Below are 21,484 nucleotides of genomic sequence, written 5' to 3'. Positions count from 1 at the left end.
CACCGACATGGCAACCGAGCGCGCACCCTACCGTTCTTCCAGGCCGGAGCCGGGCACCATCGCCAGCGTGCTGCACAACGTGCGGCGGGCACCCAAGCGCGTCCGGCGCCAGTCGCGGGAATATCGCCAACTCATCGAGGGCGCGGTGTCGCAGCTTTTCGACGCGGCGGTCCGTCACCCGCACGGCGACCCCAACTCCGGTGAGTACCGGATCGACGACCTGGCCCGGCTGGCCGGCACCACCACCCGCAACATTCGCGTCTACCGTGACCGCGGGCTGCTGCCGCCGCCCCTGCGCGTCGGCCGGATCGCGCTGTTCAACGACACCCACCTGACCCGGCTGCGGCTGATCACGTCGATGCTCGACCGCGGCTACACCATCGCCCACGTCCGGGAAATGCTCAGCGCCTGGGAGCAAGGCAAGAACCTCGGCGACGTGCTGGGCCTGGAAACCGCCATCGTGGGCACCTGGACCACCGAGAAACCGGAGACCATGTCGCTGGCCGAGGCACAGCGACTCGTCGGCGACCCCCGCGCGTTCGAGCGCCTGGTGGCGCTTCAGGTGATCCGCGTCGACGGGACCCGGGCCACCCTGACCCGCCCGAAGCTGATCGAGGCGTTCAACGAAATACGCGGCTACGGCGTCGAATTCGACAAGCTCATCGACCTCCATGAGCAGATCGTCCCCGAGATCGACAAGATCAGCGACATGCTGGTGCGCGCGGGCGCCGAACACGTGCTCGATCGGATCAAGCCCGGCGAACCATTGCCGGCCGACGCCGAGATCGCCGAGCTGATCACCATGCTGGTGCGGTTCCGCACCCAAGCGGTCGCGACGGTCACCGCGACGCTCGCGTCGTCGATCGAAGCCAATATCGAGTCGTTGGTCAGCCGGATTCTGGCCGACTATCTCGAATCCAGCTCGTCGGCCTGAATACGGCTTCGCGCGCACCTCGGGTCGTGCGCGCGCAATCTAGACGTGGGTCAGCACTAAAAAGGAGTGCTGACCACAGTGCAGGTTAACCACGTGTAGGTGCCCGTGCAGGCTGCGGCCGTGGGGTAAGTGAGGGCCAGCATTACGGCAAGAATGATTTTGGACTTACGGCCAGACACAAATACTCCATCCCGTTGAAGGTGGCACAGATGCTAAACGCGGCGCTGTCAGAAAACCGGAGAATGATGGATTTTCGCGGCAAACCCGCAGCAGGCGTGCAGGGTTGCGCGTGACATCGGCCCGGCGGCGACAATCATCGGCGAACACTCGGCTCAATGCCGGCTCAGCGTCAGCGTTCCTTTCGTTTGCAACACTTTGCTGGCGGTGATTTTCTCGGTCCTGCGTGCCTCACGTTCGAGGTAGCGCTGCTTGGATTCCTCGAATTTCTCCGACGCATCCTGCAGCTCCTTGACCAGCAGGCCGAGATCGTCGCGCATTCGGGCGGCCTCGCCGGTAAAGTCTTCGCGTTCGAAGATGCGCCATTTCTTGAGCACCGGCATGACCACCTCGTCGAGATGGATCCGTGGGTCATACACACCGCCGACGGCGATGATCACCGCCTTGCGCCGAAACTCCGGCACCGTGAATCCGGGCATCTTGAAATTGCGCAGAATCCGGTGCACCGACTTCATCGCTTGATTCGGTGCGATATCCAGGCCCGCGGCGCTGACGTCCCGGTAGAAGATCATGTGCAGGTTTTCGTCGTGCGACACCCTGGCCATCAACTGCTCGGCGATCGCGTCGTTGCACACTTTGCCGGTGTTGCGGTGCGAGACGCGGGTGGCCAATTCCTGGAATGAGACATACATGACCGAGTCGAACAGGCTCTCGGCGAACATGTCGCCCTGCTGATTCTGGCCGGGGCTGAAGCCCCGGGTCATTTGCTCGAGCCGCAGCAACTCCAATTCCACCGGGTCCACCGATCGAGTGACCACGAGGTAATCGCGCAGCGCGGTGCTGTGCCTGGCCTCCTCCGCGGTCCAGCGGTTCACCCACTGGCCCCACGGGCCGTCCATGCCGAAATTCATGGCGATTTCGCGGTGATACGACGGCAGATTGTCTTCGGTCAGCAGGTTTTGGACGATGGCCACCTGCGCGACGTCGGGCAGCCGGGTCTGGCCCGGTTCCCAATCCTGCCCGCCGCGGGTGTGGAAATTCTTGCCGTCCGACCAGGGCACGTAGTCGTGCGGGTTCCACTCCTTGAACTTCGCCAGGTGCCGGTTGAGCAGCCCCTCCACCACCGGCTCGAGTTCATGCAGCAGCTGCAGGTTAGTCAGGTCCTTGGGCACGGAACCCTCCCGGTTGTCCATCGCGGTCGGCAGCCCGCATGTATCTGTGTCATGCGGTTACATGAAGATGACACGCGGCGGAGGCGACCACCTAGGGCCGAAAGTCCCTTAGCGCCGAACCGTGACCCGGCACACGCCAGGCAGCGGCAGCCCCGGGAAGCTATTGGCGCGCAATGAGATACGGCGCGAGGGTGGACAGCTTCTCGCAGGTCTCCTCGAATTCGCGCTCGGGCGTCGACTCTTCGATGATGCCGGCGCCGGCCCGCAGCCAGGTCTTGCCGTCATGCTCGTAGGCCGCGCGCAACGTCAACGCCGCGTCCAGCGCGCCGTCGGCCGAAACCATCACCACCGCACCCGAATACAGCCCGCGTGGTCCCTCGTCGAGGCGCAGGATCGCCTCCACTCCGCCCGCTTTCGGGATGCCCGAGGCGGTGACGGCGGGGAACAGCGCTTCCAGCGCGTCCATCCGGTCGTTGGACGTGGCCAGCCGCCCGCTGACCGTGGAGCCGAGATGCTGCACGCTGCCCCGTTCCCGCACCGTCATGAAGTCGGTGACGACGGCGGTGCCGGGCTCGGCGATCTCGGCCATCTCCTGCAGCGAGCTTCGCACCGAAATCGCATGCTCGACAATCTCTTTGGAGTTCGACTCCAGGTCGTCACGGGCCTGGCGGTCGTGCAGGGCGCCGCGGCCGAACGCGCGGGTGCCCGCCAGCGGTTCGGTCACCACGACGCCGTCGTGACGCACGGCCGCGACCAGTTCCGGGCTGTAGCCCACCGCGCGAATCCCGCCCAGCCGCAGCAGAAACGACCGCACCGGGGTGTTGTGCCGACGGGCCAGCCGGTAGGTGGAGGGGAAGTCCAGCGCGAAAGGCACTTGGAGACAACGGGAAAGAATCACCTTGTGATAGCGGCCGGCAGCGATCTCCGCGACGGCCGAGGCCACCCGATCGCGATAGTTCGATGGGTCGGTGACGACGTCGACCGCCGAGGCGTCGCGCAGCCCCGGCACCCCGTCGCCGAGCACGCCCAGCACGTCGTCGCGCCGGCCGGTCGACGTCCCGAACAGCTGGATCGCCTCGCGGGTCACCACGATGCGTCCGTTCGGCCAGAACACCCGGGCCAGCGCGGTGCCCGGCGCCAGTCGCTGCTGCAGCCCGTAGCGGTAGACGCCGAACTCGAAGGCGATCCAGCCGAAAAGCTGGTCGGTCTCCAGCAGCAGCCGATCGATGGCCTCACCGAGCACCGGCCCCGGCCGGCCCGACCAGTGTTGGCGCTGGGTCACGCCGTCGCGGATCACCCGCAGCTCGTCGCTGTCCAGCTCGATCATGGCGCGCACCCCGGTGGCCAGCACCCATTCACCGCCGCGCTCGTAGAGCAAATACTCTTCCCCGGCACGCTCGGAGAGCACCACGGCCAGCTCGGCGGCCAGGTCCGCCGGGTCGATGTGCACCGGAAGAGGAATCGACGGCGACTCAGAGCCGGCGGAAGTTGTCTCGACGCTGACCTCGGTCACGGTTAGTAAATGTAGCCTAACCTATGTAGCTTTGCGCAACCGATCTCGTCAGCCCGATTCCCGGAAGGGCGGTGATCATCGTCGCAACGTTTTCCCGCCGTTTACGTGGCGGCCACACACGGTGCGCATCCGGCGGCCACACTCATCCCGGGGTGGTCACCGCCCGTCGGTTGGGAGCAGCCACCGGCCGTGGCCTACAGTCCGGACCTGGCTTCTATTGACTGCACAGTAAATCCACAGCACCTTCACACCAAATGCACGGCGGCGGCGAACCGGGCAATCCGCCCCGATTCCGCCCGGAAATCCGCCCCTGAGCAGCGCTTATGCCGCCCGAAAGGATTCCGTTAAATCTTCCTCACCCGCCGTGTCGTCGAGTGGCGAGGCCAGGGCGGCGGGGATAGGTTCGTCACGGTCGTCGGGACGTTTCGTGGCTGCTCGGCTCGCGGACGGTGCTTCCCCCCGATCACGGCTCTGATCAACGGAGGCATCGATGCTGCAAGAGTTCTGGCACAACTTCACCCACAACCTCTTCAAGCCGCTACTGCTGTTCTTCTACTTCGGTTTCCTGATCCCGATTCTCAAGGTGCGGTTCGAATTCCCCTACGTGATCTATCAGGGGTTGACGATGTATCTGCTGCTGGCCATCGGCTGGCACGGCGGCGAGGAACTCGCCCAGGTCAGCGCGTCGAGCGTCGGGGCGATCGTGGGCTTCATGGTGCTCGGGTTCGTGCTGAACTGCGCCATCGGCGGGCTGGCCTACCTGGGGCTGAGCCGGCTGAAATCGCTGCGCAAGGTGGACCGCGCCACCATCGCCGGCTACTACGGGTCGGACTCGGCGGGCACCTTCGCCACCTGCGTGGCGGTCCTGGCGGCGGTGAACATCGCCTTCAACGCCTACATGCCGGTGATGCTGGCCGTGATGGAGATTCCCGGCTGCCTGGTGGCGCTGTACTTCGTGGCGCGACTGCGCCACCGGGGCATGGACTCCGCCGGGTACATGCCCGACGAGGCGGGCTACACGCCGCCGGTCCGGGTCGGGGTCGGTCCCGGCACCGCCGCGCGTCCGCCGCACGGCCAGAGCCTGCAGACCCAGGAGGAGGCGGCCATCGAGCAGGAGCTGGAACTGTCGCTGGAAAAGCTGGAGCATCCGGAGTGGCAGACCGACCCGGGCCCGCTGCGCGGCAAGGGCACAAGGGCGCCGATCTTCTCCCGGGAGCTGTTCCAGGAGGTCTTCCTCAACCCCGGCCTGGTCCTGCTGATGGGCGGCATCATCATCGGCCTGGTCAGCGGGCTGCAAGGCCAGAAGGTCGTCGCCGACGACGACAAGTTCTTCGTGATCGCCTTCCAGGGCGTGCTGTGTCTGTTCCTGCTCGAGATGGGGATGACGGCGTCGCGCAAGTTGAAGGACCTTCGCTCGGCCGGCTGGGGTTTCATCGTCTTCGGCCTGGTGGCCCCGAATGTCTTTGCGACACTGGGCATTTTCGTCGCCTGCAGCTACGCCTCGCTGACCCACACCGACTTCAAGACCGGGACCTACGTGCTGTTCGCGGTGCTTTGCGGTGCGGCGTCCTACATCGCCGTGCCCGCGGTGCAACGCCTGGCGATCCCCGAGGCGAGCCCGACGCTGCCGCTGGCCGCCTCGCTGGGCCTGACGTTCTCCTACAACGTCACGGTGGGGATCCCGCTCTACATCGAGATCGCCCGCCTCGTCGAGCGCTGGTACGGGGTCTGACCGGCGTCACCCCAACAGCGTGCGCACCACGCCGTCGGCCAGCAGCCGCCCGCGCGGCGTGAGCACCAGCCGGTCGCCGTCGCGCACCAACAACCCGTCGGCCACCACGCCCTGGACGCGTTCGCGTTCCGCGGGATTCAACAGATCCACCGGAAGCCCTTGGCGCAGGCGGATTTTCAGTAGCACGTCTTCGGTGTGCAAGGCCTCGGAGACGAGCTGCTCGAATCCGGCCACCGGCAGCGCCGCGGCGTTGAGCCGTTCGGCATAGGCGTTGGGGTGCTTGACATTCCACCAGCGCGTCGTGCCGACGTAGCCGTGGGCACCGGGACCCGCGCCCCACCACTGACCGCCGTCCCAGTAGCCGAGGTTGTGCCGGCACTGCCCGCCCGGGCGCGACCAGTTGGAGACTTCGTACCAGGACAGGCCCGCCTGCGACAGCCGCGCGTCGACCAATTCGTAACGGTGCGCCAGCACGTCGTCGTCGGGCGCCGCCAGCTCACCGCGGCGCACCCTCCGGGCCAGCGCCGTGCCTTCCTCGACCACCAGCGCATAGGCGGACACGTGGTCCACACCGGTTTCGATCGCGGTGTCGAGCGACCACAGCAGGTCCTCGTCGGACTCCCCCGGCGTCCCGTAGATGAGATCGAGGCTGACGTGCTCGAACCCGGCGGCCAGCGCCTCGCGGGCGGCGTCCGCCGACCGGTTCGGCGTGTGAATGCGGTCCAGCACACCCAGCACCCGCGGCGCCACCGACTGCATCCCCAGCGACACCCGGGTGTAACCGGCCGCCCGGATGGCGTCGAAGAACTCCGGCCAGGTCGACTCGGGGTTGGCCTCGGTGGTGATCTCCGCGTCGGGCGCCAGGGCGAAGTGCTCGCGCACCATGTCCAGCAGCAGCGCCAGCCGCGCGCCCCCCAGCAGCGAGGGCGTCCCGCCCCCGACGAACACGGTGTTCACCGGTGGTGGCCGCAGCCGCGCGGCGGCCAGTTCCAGTTCCGTGCGCAGCGCCCCCAGCCACGCGTCGGGATTGACCCCGCCCAGCTCGGCGGGTGTGTAGGTGTTGAAATCGCAGTAGCCGCAACGGGTTACGCAAAACGGCACGTGCACATAGAGGCCAAACGGGTGCCCGTCGACCACCCGCACGTCGGGCAGCTCGACCGTTTGCTCGCGAATGGCCATGCCACATGATCCCACGGCGAACGGGCGGCCCGGGACGGCTGGCGAGCCCGCTGCGGCCCGGGTTTTAAATCACCGTGAGCCAAGATTTGACCTGCTCGCACGGCCCGTCGGCGTCCGTGGCACAATGGTTGGCGTGACTGTCGCCCAACCCAGCCCGCACGTGGTGCTCGTGGCGCGACGGCACATCGATCTCAAGCGCGTCTGCAGCTGTATCTGTCTGCCTTGACGTGGTAGACCCAGCCCCCCGCGTCTCCAGCCGGCTGACGGTTCCATGCCGCCCAACAGTGTCGGTGAACTGTGCTGGCCGCGCTGGCGATCTTTTTCCGAGGAGAACGTCCGATGACCACCGCCCGACCCGCGAAGGCCCGTAACGAGGGCCAGTGGGCACTGGGGAATCGTGAGCCGCTGAACCCGAACGAGGAAATGAAACAGGCCGGCGCGCCGCTGGCAGTTCGGGAGCGGATCGAGACCATCTACGCCAAAAACGGCTTCGACAGCATCGACAAGAGCGACCTGCGCGGCCGTTTCCGCTGGTGGGGCCTGTACACCCAGCGCGAGCAGGGCTACGACGGCAGCTGGACCGGCGACGAGAACATCGAAAAGCTCGAGGCCAGGTACTTCATGATGCGGGTGCGCTGCGACGGCGGCGCCATCTCCGCGGCCGCGCTGCGCACGCTGGGCCAGATTTCGGTGGACTTCGCCCGCGACACCGCCGACATCACCGACCGCGAGAACATCCAGTACCACTGGATCGAGGTGGAAAACGTCCCCGAGATCTGGCGTCGGCTTGACGCGGTGGGGTTGCGCACCACCGAGGCCTGCGGCGACTGCCCGCGGGTGATCCTGGGGTCGCCGCTGGCGGGTGAGTCGCTCGAGGAGGTCATCGACCCGAGCTGGGCGATCGCCGAGATCGCCCGCCGCTACATCGGTCAGCCCGAATTCGCCGACCTGCCCCGCAAGTACAAGACCGCGATCTCGGGGTTGCAGGACGTCGCCCACGAGGTCAACGACGTTGCGTTCATCGGCGTCAACCATCCCGAGCACGGTCCCGGCCTGGACCTGTGGGTCGGCGGCGGGCTGTCGACCAACCCGATGCTGGCCCAACGGGTCGGCGCCTGGGTTCCGCTGCACGAGGTGCCCGAGGTGTGGGCGGCGGTCACCTCGGTGTTCCGCGACTACGGGTACCGCCGGCTGCGCTCCAAGGCGCGGCTGAAGTTCCTGGTCAAGGACTGGGGCATCGAGAAGTTCCGCGAAGTTCTCGAAACCGAATATCTCAAGCGTCCGCTGATCGACGGTCCGGCCCCCGAGCCGGTCGCGCATCCGATCGATCACGTGGGGGTGCAACGGCTCAAGAACGGGCTCAACGCGGTGGGAGTCGCCCCGATCGCCGGGCGGGTGTCGGGCACCATCCTGCTGGCGGTGGCCGACCTGGCGCAGCAAGCGGGTTGCGACCGGATCCGGTTCACTCCCTATCAGAAGCTGGTGCTGCTCGACATCCCCGACGACAAGCTCGACGAGGTGGTGGCCGGGCTGGAAGCCCTCGGCCTGCAATCGCAACCGTCGCATTGGCGTCGTAACCTGATGGCCTGCAGCGGAATTGAGTTCTGCAAGCTGTCGTTCGCCGAAACACGGGTGCGGGCACAGGGTTTGGTGCCCGAGCTGGAGCGCCGCCTCGCCGATGTCAACCGGCAGCTCGACGTGCCGATCACCATCAACCTCAACGGCTGCCCCAACTCGTGTGCCCGCATCCAGGTCGCCGACATCGGCCTCAAAGGCCAGATGGTCGACGACGGAGAGGGCGGCTCGGTCGAGGGATTCCAGGTGCACCTGGGCGGCAGCTTGGGCCAGGACAGCGGCTTCGGCCGAAAACTGCGCCAGCACAAGGTCACCAGCGACGAGCTCGGCGACTACATCGAGCGGGTGGCACGCAACTTCTTGAAATATCGCGGCGAAGGTGAACGTTTCGCCCAGTGGGCCATGAGGGCAGACGAGGACGATTTGCGATGACCGAACGAACGACCAAACTTCCAGAGGCCGAACTGCGTGAACTAGCCGCCCGCGGCGCCGCCGAGCTCGAAGGCGCCAGCGCCAGCGACGTGTTGCGTTGGACCGACGAGACATTCGGCGGCGTCAACGGGCCACGCGGATGGGCCACCTGCAACTACGTGGTGGCCTCGAGCATGCAGGAAGCGGTGTTGATCGACCTGGCCGCCAAGGTCCGCCCCGGTGTGCCGGTGGTCTTCCTGGACACCGGCTACCACTTCGCCGAGACCATCGGGACCCGGGATGCGATCGAATCCGTCTACGACATCCGGGTGCTCAACGTCACTCCCGAGCACAGCGTCGCCGAGCAGGACAAACTGCTGGGCAAGGACCTGTTCGCGCGCGACCCCGGCGAGTGCTGCCGGCTGCGCAAGGTCGCCCCGCTGGGCAAGACGCTGCGCGGATACTCGGCCTGGGTGACCGGCCTGCGCCGCTCGGAGGCCGCGACACGGGCCAACGCGCCGGTGATCGGCTTCGACGAGGGCTTCAAGCTGGTCAAGGTCAACCCCATGGCCACCTGGACCGACGAGGACGTGCAGAACTACATCGACGAGCACAACGTGCTGGTCAATCCGCTTATCTACGAAGGCTATTCGTCGATCGGCTGCGCCCCCTGCACGGCCAAGCCGCTGGCCGGCGCCGACCCGCGCAGCGGGCGCTGGCAGGGCCTGGCCAAGACGGAATGCGGGCTGCACGCCTCGTAAAGCCTTCGGCGCCAACCTGTTTGGCTGTCGCGCTGAAGAGCGTTCCTTACGCCGACGTCAGGGTGGCCTCGTCGGCGCCGTCGCGGGAGACCGCGGGCACCGTCGTCGCGCCGGCAGTGATCGGCGGAACCCGGGTGGCCCGCACGTAGACGGTGTCGCCCTCGCGCAGGGCCAGCGCCTCGGCGTCACCGCGGGTGATCTGCGCCGTGAAGGGCCCGCCGGTGGCCGCGCTGGTCAACTCGACCCGCACCTCGAAACCCAGCTTGACCACCCGGTCGACGATGGCCCGGGCCACACCCGTCGACTCGGCGGTGCCGTCCTCGGCCGCCACCGCCATCTCGGGAGTGCGGCCCACCCGGATGTCGTGCGGTCGCACCAAAGTGCCGTTGAGCGTGGACACCGCACCCAGAAACGACATCACGAACGCGTTCGTCGGGGCGTCGTACACCTCGGTCGGGGATCCGATCTGCTCGATGCGGCCCTGGTTGAGCACCGCGATCCGATCGGCGACATCCAGCGCCTCGGCCTGGTCGTGGGTGACCAGCACCGTGGTCACGTGCACCTCGTCGTGCAACCGGCGCAGCCAGGCGCGCAGGTCCTCGCGCACCTTGGCGTCCAGCGCGCCGAACGGCTCGTCGAGCAGCAGCACCTGCGGGTCGACGGCCAGCGCCCGCGCCAGCGCCATCCGCTGCCGTTGCCCACCGGACAACTGGTTGGGGTAGCGGCCCTGAAAACCGCTCAGCCCCACCACTTCCAGCAGATTGTCCACCTTGGCCTTGATCTCGGCCTTGGGCCGCTTGCGCACCTTGAGGCCGTAGGCCACGTTGTCGCGGACCGTCAGGTGCTTGAACGCCGCGTAATGCTGGAACACGAAGCCGATGCCGCGGCGCTGCGGCGGCACCCGGGTCACGTCCCGGCCGTAGATGGTCACCGTCCCGGTGTCGGGCTGGTCCAGGCCGGCGATGGTGCGCAGCAGCGTCGATTTGCCCGATCCGCTGGGACCCAACAAGGCCGTCAGCGAACCGGTCGGCACCACGAAGTCCACGTGGTCGAGTGCGACGAAGTCGCCGTAGCGTTTGTAGGCGTCGCGCACAGTGATGGCGATGTCGCCGCGGTCGGTACCGGCGTCGGTCACGTCATGCCTCCTCGTCAGGCCTGCCGGGCCGCGCGGCCGCGGCGGGCATCGAGAACCACCTGGAAAACCAGCACCAGCACGGCAACCCCCATCAGCAGCGTCGACAACGCGTAGGCGCCGTACTCGGCGCCCCGGTTGTAGCGGTCGGAGACCAGCAGGGTCAGCGTCTGCGACTTCCCCGGCAGGTTCGACGACACCATCAGCACCGCGCCGTATTCCCCCAGGGTACGTGCGATGGTCAACACGATGCCGTAGGTCAGGCCCCACCGGATGGACGGCAGCGTGATCCGCCAAAACGTCTGCCACCAGCCCGAACCCAGGGTGGCCGCCGCCTCCTCCTGGTCGGTCCCCAGCTCGTGCAGCACCGGTTCCACCTCGCGCACCACGAACGGCAGGGTGACGAAGATGCTGGCGAGCACGATGCCGGGCAGACCGAAGATGATCTTGAAGCCGAGGTCCTTTTCGACGAACCCGAGCGCACCGGCCGAACCCCAGAGCACGATCAGCGCCACGCCCACGATGACGGGCGACACCGCGAACGGCAGGTCGATGATCGCCTGCAGCACGCCCTTGCCCCGAAACCTGTTGCGCGCCAGCACCAGTGCGGTGGGGATGCCGAAGAAGACGTTGAGCGGCACCACGATGGCCACCACCAGCAGCGTCAGGTTCAGTGCCGAGATCGCCGCGGGGGTGCTGACCCAGGCATAGAACTGGCCGAACCCGGGCCGGAACGTCCGCCACAGGATCAGGCTCACCGGAATGACGAGCAGCACGAAAATGTAGGCCAGCGCCACGAATCGCAGGCCATAGCGGACCCCGGGCGACGACGTCATGCGGCCAGCTCCTCGCGTTTGGCCGCGCGCCCACCGACCACCCGCAGGATCAGCAGCACCACAAAGGAAATCGCCAACAGCACAATCGATATCGCGGCGGCACCGGTCCGGTCGTCGTTCTCGATCAGGGTCCGGATCCACTGCGAGGACACTTCGGTCTTGCCCGGCACCGCACCCCCGATCAGCACCACCGAGCCGAACTCGCCGATCGCGCGTGAAAACGCCAGGCCCGCACCGGACAACAACGCGGGCAGCAGCGCCGGCAGCACCACGGAGGTGAAGATCTTCGGGCCGCTGGCGCCCAGCGACGCGGCCGCCTCCTCGGTTTCGCGGTCCAGCTCCAGCAGCACCGGCTGGACCGCACGCACCACGAACGGCAGCGTGACGAAGGCCAACGCCACCGCCACACCCGCCGCGGTGTGCTGCAGGTGAAGACCCACCGGACTGTTGTTGCCGTACAGCGCCAACATCACCAGGCTGGCCACGATGGTGGGCAGCGCGAACGGCAGGTCGATGATCGCGTCGACCAGCCGCTTGCCGGGGAACTCGTCGCGCACCAGCACCCAGGCGATCACCAGGCCGAAGACCAGGTTGAGCACGGTCACCCCGGCCGAGATCGTCAGCGTCACCCGGAACGATTCCAGCGCGGCGTTCGACGTGACCGCCAGCCAGAACACGTGCCATCCGCCGCCGGCGGACTGCCAGGCGATGGCGGCCAGCGGCAACAGCACGATCACCGACAGCCACACCGTGGCCACCCCCACCCGCAGCGCGGTGGTGCCGCGGCCGCGTCCGGGCACCGGCTGGTGTCCGGGGTCGCCGCCGAGTTCGGGCCGGATCGCCAGCGGGTCGGGCGTGATGGCCGTCATCCGGTGGCCTGCGTGTAGATCTTGGTGATGCTGCCGGTGTTCTTGTCGAACAGCTGCGGGTCCGCGGCGCTCCAGCCGCCCAGATCGGCGATGGTCCACAGCTTCGCCGGCACCGGATACTGGTCGCGGAAGTCGGCGGCGACGGCCGGGTCGACCGGCCGGAAACCGGCTTGCGCCCAAACCTTTTGGGCCGCCGCGGTGTACTGGAAGTTCTTGAACGCGACGGCGGCCTGCAGGTGCGGGCTGGTGTTGACCACCGCGACCGGATTGTCGATCTTGAAGGTCTGCGCCAGATTGAGGTGCTCGACCGGCTTTCCCGCCCGCTCGGTGGCGATGGCCTCGTTCTCGTAGCTGATCAACACGTCACCGCTGCCCTGCACGAAGACGTCGGTGGCCTCGCGCCCCGATCCCGGACGCAACTTGACGTGTTCGGTCACCAACTTCCGGATGAAGTCCACGCCGGCGTCGCCGTGCGCGCCGCCCTCGCTCTTGACGGCGTACGGCGCCAGCAGATTCCACTTGGCCGACCCGGAACTGAGCGGGCTGGGCGTGATCACCTCGACGCCGGGCCGCAGCAGGTCGTCCCAATCCTTGATGTGCTTCGGATTGCCCTTGCGCACCACCAGCGTGACCACCGAGCCGAATGGGATCCCCTTGGTGGCGTCGGTGTTCCAATCCTTGGCGACCTTGCCGGCCTTGACCAGGCGAGCGATGTCGGGTTCGACGGAGAAGTTCACCACGTCGGCGGGTTTGCCGTCCACCACACCGCGGGATTGGTCACCGGAGGCCCCGTAGGAGGTGACCACCTGGATGCCCTTGCCCTCGTCGGAGGCGTTGAACGCCGGAATTATCTTGCTCCATCCGGGTTCTGGGACCGAGTAGGCGACCAGCGTGATGCTGGTGCGCGCGTCGGCCGGCCCGGTGCCGCCGACGGCATCGCTGGCGCCGCCGTGGCATCCGGCCACGACACCGGCGGTGAGAACAAGGGCGAGAACAGGCCGCCAGCGCGCTGCGGTCCTGATGTCCATCGATGGCCTTCCGGTGGGAGAACTTAGCGGATCTCGGTGTCCCGTCTCGGCGGAAAGGCAACTAGAACGTCAGGAGAATTCGAGAACTCCGGAACCAGACCGCACACGGGCTTGGGAGTCAGCGACAACAGTGCATGAAGGCATAGCACCCCGGAATGCCGAACGCCGCACGCATGGCCGGAAGCCTAACAGGAATTGACGGGGCCGCCACCGGACCGCCGCACGGCTGGCCGTTGCGGGGATCGCGTCGGCGCCCTACCGGTGCATCAGATGGGTGACCAGCCAGGTGATGATCACCAGCGCCACCAGGATGGCGAGCACCAGCGTCACGTGCGAGCGAGGCATCCGGGTTATCCGGAGGTCCCGCCGGCCTGGCGGGCGCGGCGCATCAGGGCGATGCCCTTGCCGAGCAGGCCGTCCAGCAACGCCGCCGTCACGTAGGCCACCGCCAGCACGATCGGCATCACCACCATGGCCTGAAGCACGAAGGCCAGCCCGGAAAGCCACAGCTCGTTGCCGTCCCACCAGTTGAGGAACGCGTTCACGGAGCTCACCCTATTGCGCCCGGCGGCCGAAGACCAATGTGTGAAGACGGGCGTACCGGCCCGCTCCGGCGTCAAAGTCACGGTGAGGGAAAAAGCACGCCGACTTTGCCGCGCGGCCGAAACGTTGGACGAAGGGCCGCCGCGCAGTCGATGATGTCCAGATGGTTCTGCACGCTCAACCCGACGACCAACCGGCCGACACCATGCCCGAGGAACCCTTCCGCGCAGCCCCCGCGACGTCGATGGAGTCGTCGATCGACCTGCGCACACCCGGGCCGCTTGCTCCCAACGCAGCCCTGCGGAACCCGTTTCCCCCGATCGCCGACTACGCATTCCTGTCCGACTGGGAAACCACCTGCCTGATCTCTCCGGCCGGGTCGGTGGAATGGATGTGTGTGCCCCGACCGGACTCCCCGAGCGTGTTCGGGGCGATCCTGGACCGCAGCGCCGGCCATTTCCGGCTGGGACCCTACGGCGTGTCCGTCCCGTCGGCCCGCCGCTACCTGCCCGGCAGCCTGATCATGGAAACCACCTGGCAGACCCACACGGGATGGCTGATCGTACGGGACGCGCTGGTCATGGGCCCCTGGCACGACCTGGAGCGACGCTCGCGCACCCACCGCCGCACCCCGATGGACTGGGACGCCGAGCACATCCTGCTGCGCACGGTGCGCTGCGTCAGCGGCACCGTCGAGCTGATGATGAGCTGCGAGCCGGCGTTCGACTACCACCGCGTCGGCGCCACCTGGGAGTACTCCGCCAACGCCTACGGCGAGGCCATCGCCCGCGCCACCAAGCAGCCCGACGCCCACCCGACGCTGCGGCTCACCACCAACCTGCGCATCGGGCTGGAAGGCCGGGAAGCCCGGGCCCGCACCCGGATGAAAGAGGGCGACGACGTGTTCGTCGCGCTGAGCTGGACCAAGCATCCGCCGCCGCAGACCTACCAGGAAGCCGCCGACAAGATGTGGCAGACCACCGAGTGCTGGCGGCAGTGGATCAACATCGGCAACTTCCCCGACCACCCGTGGCGGGCATACCTGCAGCGCAGCGCGCTCACCCTGAAGGGGTTGACCTACTCCCCCACCGGGGCGCTGCTGGCCGCCAGCACCACCTCGCTGCCGGAAACCCCTCAGGGCGAACGCAATTGGGACTACCGCTACGCCTGGGTGCGCGACTCGACGTTCGCGTTGTGGGGCCTGTACACGCTGGGGCTGGACCGGGAGGCCGACGACTTCTTCGCCTTCATCGCCGACGTCTCCGGCGCCAACAACAACGAGCGGCATCCGCTGCAGGTCATGTACGGGGTGGGCGGCGAGCGCAGCCTGGTCGAAGAGGAGCTGCACCACCTGTCCGGCTACGACCACGCCCGGCCGGTGCGCATCGGCAACGGCGCCTACGACCAGGTCCAGCACGACATCTGGGGCTCCATCCTGGACTCGTTCTACCTGCACGCCAAGTCGCGCGAACAGGTTCCCGAGACGTTGTGGCCGGTGCTGAAGAAGCAGGTGGAAGAGGCGATCAAGCACTGGCGGGAGCCGGACCGCGGCATCTGGGAGGTGCGCGGGGAACCGCAGCACTTCACCTCGTCGAAGGTGATGTGCTGGGTGGCGCTGGACCGCGGCGCCAAGCTGGCCGAGCGGCAGGGCGAGAAGAGCTACGCCCAGCAGTGGCGCAACATCGCCGAGGAGATCAAGGCCGACATTTTGGCGCACGGCGTGGACTCCCGCGGGGTGTTCACCCAGCGCTACGGCAGCGACGCGCTGGACGCCTCGCTGCTGTTGGTGGTGCTGACCCGGTTCCTGCCGCCCGACGACCCGCGGGTGCGCAACACCGTGCTGGCGATCGCCGACGAACTCACCCAGGAGGGCCTGGTGCTGCGCTACCGGGTCGAGGAGACCGACGACGGGCTCTCCGGCGAGGAGGGCACCTTCACCATCTGTTCGTTCTGGCTGGTCTCGGCGCTGGTCGAGATCGGTGAGGTGCGGCGCGCCAAGCGGCTGTGTGAGCGGCTGCTGTCCTACGCCAGCCCGCTGCACCTCTACGCCGAGGAGATCGAACCGCGGACCGGTCGCCAGTTGGGCAACTTCCCGCAGGCATTCACCCACCTGGCGCTGATCAACGCGGTGGTGCACGTCATCCGCGCCGAGGAGGAAGCCGACGGCTCCGGGATGTTCCAGCCGGCCAACGCGCCCATGTGAGCCGCACCGGGGTCAGCCCAGCGCGCTGACCCGATCCATCATCGCGTGCGCGATGTCGAGCGCGCTGGTGTTGAGGTCGGCCGAGCCGGGGTCGGAGGACCGTCGCCCGCCGAAGAACACCACCTCGACCTCGACCAGGCAGTTCGACCGGACACCGAGGGCACGCCCCTGAGGGGTGGGCCGCAGGGCCGGCATGTTGGGCAGCACCGCGGTGGCGGTCTTGGTCGCCGCGACGGCGGTGTCGGTGGCCCGCACGTCGCTGATGACGTTGGTGGTGCTGATCGGGCCGCTCTGTTCGGAGGTCGTCATGCCGTTGCACTGCTGCCATTGCCGGGAGAACTGCGCGAACAGCGCCTGGGCCTGCGCGGCCGACGGCAACGTCACCACGCCCTCCATCACGGTGATCACCTGCGCGGGTTCGCCGTTGTTCCACCAGGATTCGGCCGCGACGTCGCGGACGTCGGCGGCGGGGTAGACGCTCTTCTGCAGCATCGCCGTCACGCCCAGGCAGCCGGTCTGCGACGCCGACCGGCTGCCCCGGTAGAGCTTTTCCGGGCCGCCGACCTGGGCCGGATCCCGGGCGACGAAGGGCTGGTTGAGCATTCGCGACAGGGTCGGGCCGTCGAGCAGCACCTGCTGGACGGTGGCGCCGCTGAGCGGTCGCGGTTTGAGGTTGGGCGCGGGTTTGGCCGTGCCCGACACCACCCCGCCGCAGCCCGCCGCCAGCGCGGCGACCGCCGTGAGCAGCGTCGCCGCCGTGAAAATCCGCATCGCTATTCGTTGCCTTACTTCTTGGATTTGTCGCCCGCGGCGTCGGCGGACAGCGCCGCGACGAACGCCTCCTGCGGCACGTCGACCCGGCCGATGGTCTTCATCCGCTTCTTGCCCTCCTTCTGCTTTTCCAGAAGTTTGCGCTTACGGGTGATGTCACCGCCGTAACACTTGGACAGCACGTCCTTGCGGATGGCCCGAATGTTCTCGCGGGCAATGATTTTCGAGCCGATCGCGGCCTGGACGGGCACCTCGAACTGCTGGCGCGGGATCAGCTCCTTGAGCTTGGTGGTCATCTTGTTGCCGTACGCGAACGCCGCATCCTTGTGCACGATCGCGCTGAACGCGTCGACGGCCTCCCCCTGCAACAGGATGTCCACCTTGACCAGCTGGGCCTCCTGCTCGCCGGCCTCCTCGTAGTCCAGGCTGGCGTAGCCGCGGGTCCGCGACTTCAGCGAGTCGAAGAAGTCGAAGATGATCTCGCCCAACGGCATGGTGTAGCGCAGCTCGACCCGTTCCGGCGACAGGTAATCCATGCCGCCCAGCTCGCCGCGGCGGGACTGGCACAGCTCCATGATGGTGCCGATGAATTCGCTAGGCGCGATGATGGTGGTCTTGACCACCGGCTCGTACACCGTGCGCACCTTGCCCTCGGGCCAGTCCGACGGGTTGGTCACCACGATCTCGGTGCCGTCCTCTTTGATCACCCGGTACACCACGTTGGGCGACGTCGAGATCAGGTCGAGGTCGAACTCGCGCTCCAGGCGCTCGCGGGTGATCTCCATGTGCAGCAAACCCAAAAAGCCGCAGCGGAATCCGAAGCCCAGCGCCACCGACGTCTCCGGTTCGTAGGTGAGCGCGGCGTCGTTGAGCCGCAGCCGGTCCAGCGCGTCGCGCAGATCCGGATAGTCCGAGCCGTCCACCGGATACAGACCCGAATAGACCATCGGCTTGGGTTCGCGGTATCCGGTCAGCGCCTCTTGCGCGCCGTGGCGCGCGCTGGTGACGGTGTCGCCCACTTTGGACTGGCGGACGTCCTTCACCCCGGTGATCAGGTAGCCCACCTCGCCGACGCCCAGGCCGTCGCTGGCCTTCGGCTCGGGTGAGACGATGCCGACTTCGAGCAGTTCGTGGGTGGCGCCGGTGGACATCATCGCAATGCGTTCGCGCGGGGTGATCTTGCCGTCGACCACCCGCACGTAGGTCACCACGCCGCGGTAGATGTCGTAGACCGAGTCGAAGATCATCGCGCGCAGCGGCGCATCGGCCTGCCCCTGCGGCGGCGGCACCTGGCGCACCACCTCGTCGAGCAGCCGCGCCACGCCCTCCCCGGTTTTGCCGGACACCCGCAGCACGTCGTCGGGTTCGCACCCGATGATGTGGGCGAGCTCGCCGGCGTAGCGGTCCGGGTCGGCGGCCGGCAGGTCGATCTTGTTGAGGACCGGGATGATGGTCAGATCGCGGTCCAGCGCCAGGTAGAGGTTGGCCAGCGTCTGGGCTTCGATGCCCTGCGCGGCGTCGACCAGGAGCACGGCACCTTCGCAGGCCTCCAGTGCGCGCGACACCTCGTAGGTGAAGTCGACGTGGCCCGGGGTGTCGATCAGGTGCAGGACAAATTCTTTGCCGGCATCCTCGCCGCCGGAGACCTGCCAGGGCAGCCGCACGTTCTGCGCCTTGATGGTGATGCCGCGCTCCCGCTCGATGTCCATCCGGTCCAGGTACTGGGCGCGCATCGACCGCTCGTCGACGACACCGGTGAGCTGCAGCATCCGGTCGGCCAGCGTCGACTTGCCGTGATCGATGTGGGCGATGATGCAGAAGTTGCGAATCTGCGCCGGCGCGGTGAAGGTCTTGTCGGCGAAACTGCTGATGGGTATCTCCTGGTCCGGGCCTGCTAGACGGCGGTTCGCAAGTGTGTCCAGCGTATCGGCGCGGCCGGACTGCGGCACAATCGGCGCGTCTATGCTGCGAATATGGCGTCCGCCCGGAAGTCGCAGTGGAAGGCGTTTCAGCGGTTCGCGGAGAACCTGGTTTTCGATCGCGCGCCGCGGCTGGTGCGGCATGTGCAGAACTCGCAGACCGTTCTGCGCGAGCTGCAGCAGGCCGTGAAGATCACCGCGAACGTCATCGCCGCCGCCGCACCCCCGCCGCCGGACACCGCCGTGTTGGGCCGGCCGGTGACCCGCAGCAGCCTGCCCACCGCGCAGCGGGCCCGCAAGCTGGTGTACGCGCCCAAACTGGACGGCCGGGCCGATCCCGGCGAGATCGTGTGGACCTGGGTGGTTTACGAGGACGATCCCAGCCGCGGCAAGGACCGGCCCGTCCTGGTGGTGGGACGCGACCGCAGCACCCTGCTGGGGTTGATGGTGTCCAGCCAGGAGCGTCATGCCGCCGATCCGGAATGGGTCGGAATCGGTTCCGGCAGTTGGGATTACGAGGGCAGGCCGAGCTGGGTCCGGCTGGACCGGGTGCTGGTGGTGCCCGAAGAGGGCATCCGCCGCGAGGGGGCCATCCTGGATCGGGAGGTCTTCGACGTGGTGGCCGCGCGGCTGCGCGCGCAGTACGCCTGGAGCTAGGTCTGCACGCTCGGCGAACCGGGGGCGATCAGCCCTGCGTGATGTAGGACTGCAGCTGCTGCTGTTCGGCCTCGAGTTCTTCCATCCGGGTCTTGACAACGTCGCCGATGCTGACGATGCCGATCAGCTTCTTGCCGTCCAGCACCGGCACGTGCCGCACCCGGTTGCGCGTCATCAGCACGCTGATCTCGTCGACGGTGTCGGTCTTGGTGCAGGTGGCCAGCGTGGTGGTCATGATCTTGGACACCGGGCGGGACAGCACGCTGGCGCCGTGAACGTGTAACTGGCGCACGACGTCGCGCTCCGACACAATGCCCAGCACACCCTCGGCGCCGACCACCACCATGGCGCCGATGTTCTGTTCGGTCAGGCCGGCGATCAGCTCACGAACCGTGGCGTCGGGATTGATGGTGACCACCGCCGCGCCCTTGTTCCGCAACACGTCCGCAATCCGCATCGAGGCCTCCAGCCGGGTTTGTGAGCCGCTTCACACCAGGCTACGGCGAACTCGCGCGGCGCAAAAGCCACCAGGAGAACCTGCAAACAGATCGTGTCCAAGCTCCAGGCCCTGCAAGATAGGCCCCATGATCGAGGTCACCCTGCTGGGCACCGGAAGCCCGATCCCCGACCCCAACCGCGCCGGGCCGTCGACCCTGGTGCGCGCCGGCGGGCAGGTGTTCCTGGTCGACTGCGGACGCGGGGTGCTGCAGCGCGCCGCGGCGGTGGGAGTGGGCGCGGCCGGATTGTCGGCGCTGCTGCTCACCCACCTGCACAGCGACCACGTCGGCGACCTGGGCGACGTCCTGATCACGCGGTGGATCAGCACCTTCACCCCCGACCCGGTGCCGCTGCCCATCATCGGGCCGCCCGGCACGGCCGAGCTGGTGGCGGCCACGCTGAACGCGCTGCGGCACGACATCGGTTACCGGATCGCCCATCACGCTGATCTCAACGCGCCCCCGGCGGTGGACGTGCGCGAGCACACCGACGGCCCGGTGTGGGACCGCGACGGCGTGTCGATCCGGGTGGCCCCCACCGACCACCGGCCGGTGGCCCCGACCATCGGGTTCCGCGTCGAATACCAGGGCGCGTCGGTGGTGCTGGCCGGCGACACCGTGCCGTGCGCCGGACTCGACGAGCTGGCGGCCGGCGCCGGCGCGCTGGTGCACACCGTGATCCGCAAGGACATCGTGGCCACCATCCCGCAGCAGCGGCTGCAGGACATCTGCGACTACCACTCCTCGGTCGAGGAGGCCGCGGCGACCGCGGCCCGCGCCGGGGTGGGCACCCTCGTCATGACGCACTACGTGCCCGCGCTGGTGGCGGGCCAGGAAGAACAGTGGCGGGCGCTGGCGGCCCGCGAGTTCGCCGGACGCGTCGAACTCGGGGACGACCTGCACCGGGTTCAGGTCGACGCGCCCTCCTGAGCTCGACCGCCCCGGTCACCATAACCCTTGTCCTGCAAAGTAATTCCCGCGACCAGCAGCCAGGTCAGCGCCGCCACCCGCGCGACCGGCAAGATCACGCCCAGCGCGGGCCAGATCAGCACCGCGGTCGCCGACCCGGCGAGTGCGGCCGTGGCCAGACCGGCCCGCGCGACGGGCCGGGGCAGCACCCCCCGGGTCAGGCCGGGCACCGCCATCGCGGCGACCAACACGCCCAGCGCCACGATGTGCCCCGGCCCGCCGGTGAGAAACACCAGCAGGTACAGCGCCGCCACCACCGCCGTGTCCGCGGTGACCGCCGGCCGGGACAGCGTCCAGCCGAGCAATCCGGCCAGGGCGAGCAATCCGGCCGCCAGGGTTCCGCCGGTGAGCGTGATCGCGGCGGTCGTCGGGCCGGCCCCGAGGCGGCGCAACCGGGCGGCGGCCGTCGCCGCGTAGAGCGCCAGTGGGACCGACGACGCGAACGTCGCGACGGCGATCACCCGCACGGCATCCGGCTGGGCGCGAACATAGGCCGCCACCGCGGCCACCGGGCCGTACGGCAGCGGCATGACGCCGCCCATCCCGACCCCGAGGGCGAGCCCGCCGGCCAGCAGGCCGACGCAGAGCAGGGACAGCAGCGGCAAC

The 21,484-nt window shown here is 68.0% G+C and carries 19 protein-coding genes; 7 read left to right on the top strand and 12 right to left on the bottom strand.

The window, feature by feature from the left end:
• Nucleotides 1-7: 7 nt before the first annotated feature.
• Nucleotides 8-934 carry a MerR family transcriptional regulator gene (locus tag H7I87_RS10720; RefSeq protein ID WP_023865604.1) on the top strand — a complete coding sequence of 309 codons (927 nt, stop codon included), beginning with the start codon at nt 8-10 and terminating at the stop codon, nt 932-934.
• Nucleotides 935-1,266: 332 nt separating this feature from the next.
• Here H7I87_RS10720 and H7I87_RS10715 read toward each other — a convergent pair whose 3' ends face one another.
• Both H7I87_RS10715 and H7I87_RS10710 read right to left on the bottom strand, forming a co-directional pair.
• On the bottom strand, nt 1,267-2,304 hold the full coding sequence (locus H7I87_RS10715; RefSeq protein ID WP_009976066.1) for an acyl-ACP desaturase: 1,038 nt from the start codon (nt 2,302-2,304) through the stop codon (nt 1,267-1,269).
• Nucleotides 2,305-2,443: 139 nt separating this feature from the next.
• Nucleotides 2,444-3,796 carry a salicylate synthase gene (locus H7I87_RS10710; RefSeq protein ID WP_019732317.1) on the bottom strand — a complete coding sequence of 451 codons (1,353 nt, stop codon included), beginning with the start codon at nt 3,794-3,796 and terminating at the stop codon, nt 2,444-2,446.
• 490 nt (nt 3,797-4,286) lie between these two features.
• Here H7I87_RS10710 and H7I87_RS10705 point away from each other — a divergent pair, with 490 nt between their 5' ends.
• Nucleotides 4,287-5,528 (top strand): sodium-dependent bicarbonate transport family permease, encoded by a 1,242-nt coding sequence (locus H7I87_RS10705; RefSeq protein ID WP_009976063.1) that lies wholly within the window; start codon nt 4,287-4,289, stop codon nt 5,526-5,528.
• Nucleotides 5,529-5,534: 6 nt separating this feature from the next.
• On the opposite strand, the gene hemW is transcribed toward H7I87_RS10705, so the two are convergent.
• The gene (gene hemW / locus H7I87_RS10700; protein WP_019732318.1) at nt 5,535-6,707 is read right to left on the bottom strand and encodes a radical SAM family heme chaperone HemW; all 1,173 of its coding nucleotides are present in this window, start codon (nt 6,705-6,707) and stop codon (nt 5,535-5,537) included.
• A gap of 339 nt (nt 6,708-7,046) precedes the next feature.
• On the opposite strand from hemW, the gene H7I87_RS10695 reads away from it, so the two are divergent.
• Nucleotides 7,047-8,714, top strand: a complete 1,668-nt coding sequence (locus tag H7I87_RS10695) for a nitrite/sulfite reductase (RefSeq protein ID WP_009976061.1) — start codon at nt 7,047-7,049, stop codon at nt 8,712-8,714.
• The gene (locus H7I87_RS10690) at nt 8,711-9,454 is read left to right on the top strand and encodes a phosphoadenylyl-sulfate reductase (protein WP_003875922.1); all 744 of its coding nucleotides are present in this window, start codon (nt 8,711-8,713) and stop codon (nt 9,452-9,454) included. The genes H7I87_RS10695 and H7I87_RS10690 overlap by 4 nt, the downstream gene beginning before the upstream one ends.
• Nucleotides 9,455-9,500: 46 nt before the next feature.
• On the opposite strand, the gene H7I87_RS10685 is transcribed toward H7I87_RS10690, so the two are convergent.
• The 5 genes from H7I87_RS10685 to H7I87_RS10665 form a co-directional block, all read right to left on the bottom strand.
• Nucleotides 9,501-10,589, bottom strand: a complete 1,089-nt coding sequence (locus tag H7I87_RS10685) for a sulfate/molybdate ABC transporter ATP-binding protein (protein WP_009976059.1) — start codon at nt 10,587-10,589, stop codon at nt 9,501-9,503.
• A 14-nt stretch (nt 10,590-10,603) separates the two neighbouring features.
• The gene (gene cysW, locus H7I87_RS10680) at nt 10,604-11,422 is read right to left on the bottom strand and encodes a sulfate ABC transporter permease subunit CysW (protein WP_003875920.1); all 819 of its coding nucleotides are present in this window, start codon (nt 11,420-11,422) and stop codon (nt 10,604-10,606) included.
• Nucleotides 11,419-12,291: a sulfate ABC transporter permease subunit CysT gene (gene cysT, locus H7I87_RS10675; RefSeq protein WP_003875919.1), complete on the bottom strand. Its 873-nt coding sequence runs from the start codon at nt 12,289-12,291 to the stop codon at nt 11,419-11,421. Before cysT ends, cysW begins: the two co-directional genes overlap by 4 nt.
• A complete protein-coding gene (locus tag H7I87_RS10670; protein ID WP_003875918.1) occupies nt 12,288-13,319 on the bottom strand; it encodes a sulfate ABC transporter substrate-binding protein in 1,032 nt (343 codons plus the stop codon). Before H7I87_RS10670 ends, cysT begins: the two co-directional genes overlap by 4 nt.
• 350 nt (nt 13,320-13,669) lie before the next feature.
• Nucleotides 13,670-13,864, bottom strand: a complete 195-nt coding sequence (locus H7I87_RS10665; RefSeq protein WP_003875916.1) for a hypothetical protein — start codon at nt 13,862-13,864, stop codon at nt 13,670-13,672.
• A gap of 242 nt (nt 13,865-14,106) precedes the next feature.
• On the opposite strand from H7I87_RS10665, the gene H7I87_RS10660 reads away from it, so the two are divergent.
• Nucleotides 14,107-16,065 (top strand): glycoside hydrolase family 15 protein, encoded by a 1,959-nt coding sequence (locus tag H7I87_RS10660; protein WP_010949520.1) that lies wholly within the window; start codon nt 14,107-14,109, stop codon nt 16,063-16,065.
• Nucleotides 16,066-16,077: 12 nt separating this feature from the next.
• Here H7I87_RS10660 and H7I87_RS10655 read toward each other — a convergent pair whose 3' ends face one another.
• A complete protein-coding gene (locus H7I87_RS10655) occupies nt 16,078-16,836 on the bottom strand; it encodes a sensor domain-containing protein (RefSeq protein WP_063967021.1) in 759 nt (252 codons plus the stop codon).
• Nucleotides 16,837-16,850: 14 nt separating this feature from the next.
• A complete protein-coding gene (gene lepA, locus H7I87_RS10650; RefSeq protein WP_009976046.1) occupies nt 16,851-18,785 on the bottom strand; it encodes a translation elongation factor 4 in 1,935 nt (644 codons plus the stop codon).
• A gap of 24 nt (nt 18,786-18,809) precedes the next feature.
• Between lepA and H7I87_RS10645 the strand changes: the two genes are divergently transcribed.
• Nucleotides 18,810-19,412 carry a type II toxin-antitoxin system PemK/MazF family toxin gene (locus H7I87_RS10645; RefSeq protein ID WP_009976045.1) on the top strand — a complete coding sequence of 201 codons (603 nt, stop codon included), beginning with the start codon at nt 18,810-18,812 and terminating at the stop codon, nt 19,410-19,412.
• A 28-nt stretch (nt 19,413-19,440) separates the two neighbouring features.
• Here H7I87_RS10645 and H7I87_RS10640 read toward each other — a convergent pair whose 3' ends face one another.
• Nucleotides 19,441-19,869: a CBS domain-containing protein gene (locus H7I87_RS10640; protein WP_003875911.1), complete on the bottom strand. Its 429-nt coding sequence runs from the start codon at nt 19,867-19,869 to the stop codon at nt 19,441-19,443.
• Between the two features lie 127 nt (nt 19,870-19,996).
• Here H7I87_RS10640 and H7I87_RS10635 point away from each other — a divergent pair, with 127 nt between their 5' ends.
• Nucleotides 19,997-20,839, top strand: coding sequence for a ribonuclease Z (locus H7I87_RS10635; protein WP_019732322.1), 843 nt, complete (start codon nt 19,997-19,999; stop codon nt 20,837-20,839).
• Here the strand turns inward: H7I87_RS10635 and H7I87_RS10630 are convergent.
• Entirely contained in the window at nt 20,818-21,420 is a 603-nt protein-coding gene (locus tag H7I87_RS10630; RefSeq protein WP_019732323.1) for a hypothetical protein, read from the bottom strand. The genes H7I87_RS10635 and H7I87_RS10630 overlap by 22 nt on opposite strands.
• Between the last annotated feature and the right edge of the window lie 64 nt (nt 21,421-21,484).

The organism is Mycobacterium timonense, assembly GCF_025821985.1.
GTDB classification, from domain to species: Bacteria; Actinomycetota; Actinomycetes; order Mycobacteriales; family Mycobacteriaceae; genus Mycobacterium; species Mycobacterium avium.
The sequence above is the reverse complement of the archived record's forward strand: the minus strand, read 5'-3'. Positions and strand labels throughout refer to the sequence as shown.

Coding starts and splice junctions, on each gene's coding strand:
- H7I87_RS10720 (WP_023865604.1), top strand. CDS start 8: ATGGCAACCGAGCGCGCACCCTACCGTTCTTCCAGGCCGGAGCCGGGC.
- H7I87_RS10715 (WP_009976066.1), bottom strand. CDS start 2,304: ATGGACAACCGGGAGGGTTCCGTGCCCAAGGACCTGACTAACCTGCAG.
- H7I87_RS10705 (WP_009976063.1), top strand. CDS start 4,287: ATGCTGCAAGAGTTCTGGCACAACTTCACCCACAACCTCTTCAAGCCG.
- hemW (WP_019732318.1), bottom strand. CDS start 6,707: ATGGCCATTCGCGAGCAAACGGTCGAGCTGCCCGACGTGCGGGTGGTC.
- H7I87_RS10695 (WP_009976061.1), top strand. CDS start 7,047: ATGACCACCGCCCGACCCGCGAAGGCCCGTAACGAGGGCCAGTGGGCA.
- H7I87_RS10690 (WP_003875922.1), top strand. CDS start 8,711: ATGACCGAACGAACGACCAAACTTCCAGAGGCCGAACTGCGTGAACTA.
- cysW (WP_003875920.1), bottom strand. CDS start 11,422: ATGACGTCGTCGCCCGGGGTCCGCTATGGCCTGCGATTCGTGGCGCTG.
- cysT (WP_003875919.1), bottom strand. CDS start 12,291: ATGACGGCCATCACGCCCGACCCGCTGGCGATCCGGCCCGAACTCGGC.
- H7I87_RS10670 (WP_003875918.1), bottom strand. CDS start 13,319: ATGGACATCAGGACCGCAGCGCGCTGGCGGCCTGTTCTCGCCCTTGTT.
- H7I87_RS10660 (WP_010949520.1), top strand. CDS start 14,107: ATGGAGTCGTCGATCGACCTGCGCACACCCGGGCCGCTTGCTCCCAAC.
- H7I87_RS10655 (WP_063967021.1), bottom strand. CDS start 16,836: ATGCGGATTTTCACGGCGGCGACGCTGCTCACGGCGGTCGCCGCGCTG.
- H7I87_RS10645 (WP_009976045.1), top strand. CDS start 18,810: ATGGCGTCCGCCCGGAAGTCGCAGTGGAAGGCGTTTCAGCGGTTCGCG.
- H7I87_RS10640 (WP_003875911.1), bottom strand. CDS start 19,869: ATGCGGATTGCGGACGTGTTGCGGAACAAGGGCGCGGCGGTGGTCACC.
- H7I87_RS10635 (WP_019732322.1), top strand. CDS start 19,997: ATGATCGAGGTCACCCTGCTGGGCACCGGAAGCCCGATCCCCGACCCC.
- H7I87_RS10630 (WP_019732323.1), bottom strand. CDS start 21,420: ATGGGCGGCGTCATGCCGCTGCCGTACGGCCCGGTGGCCGCGGTGGCG.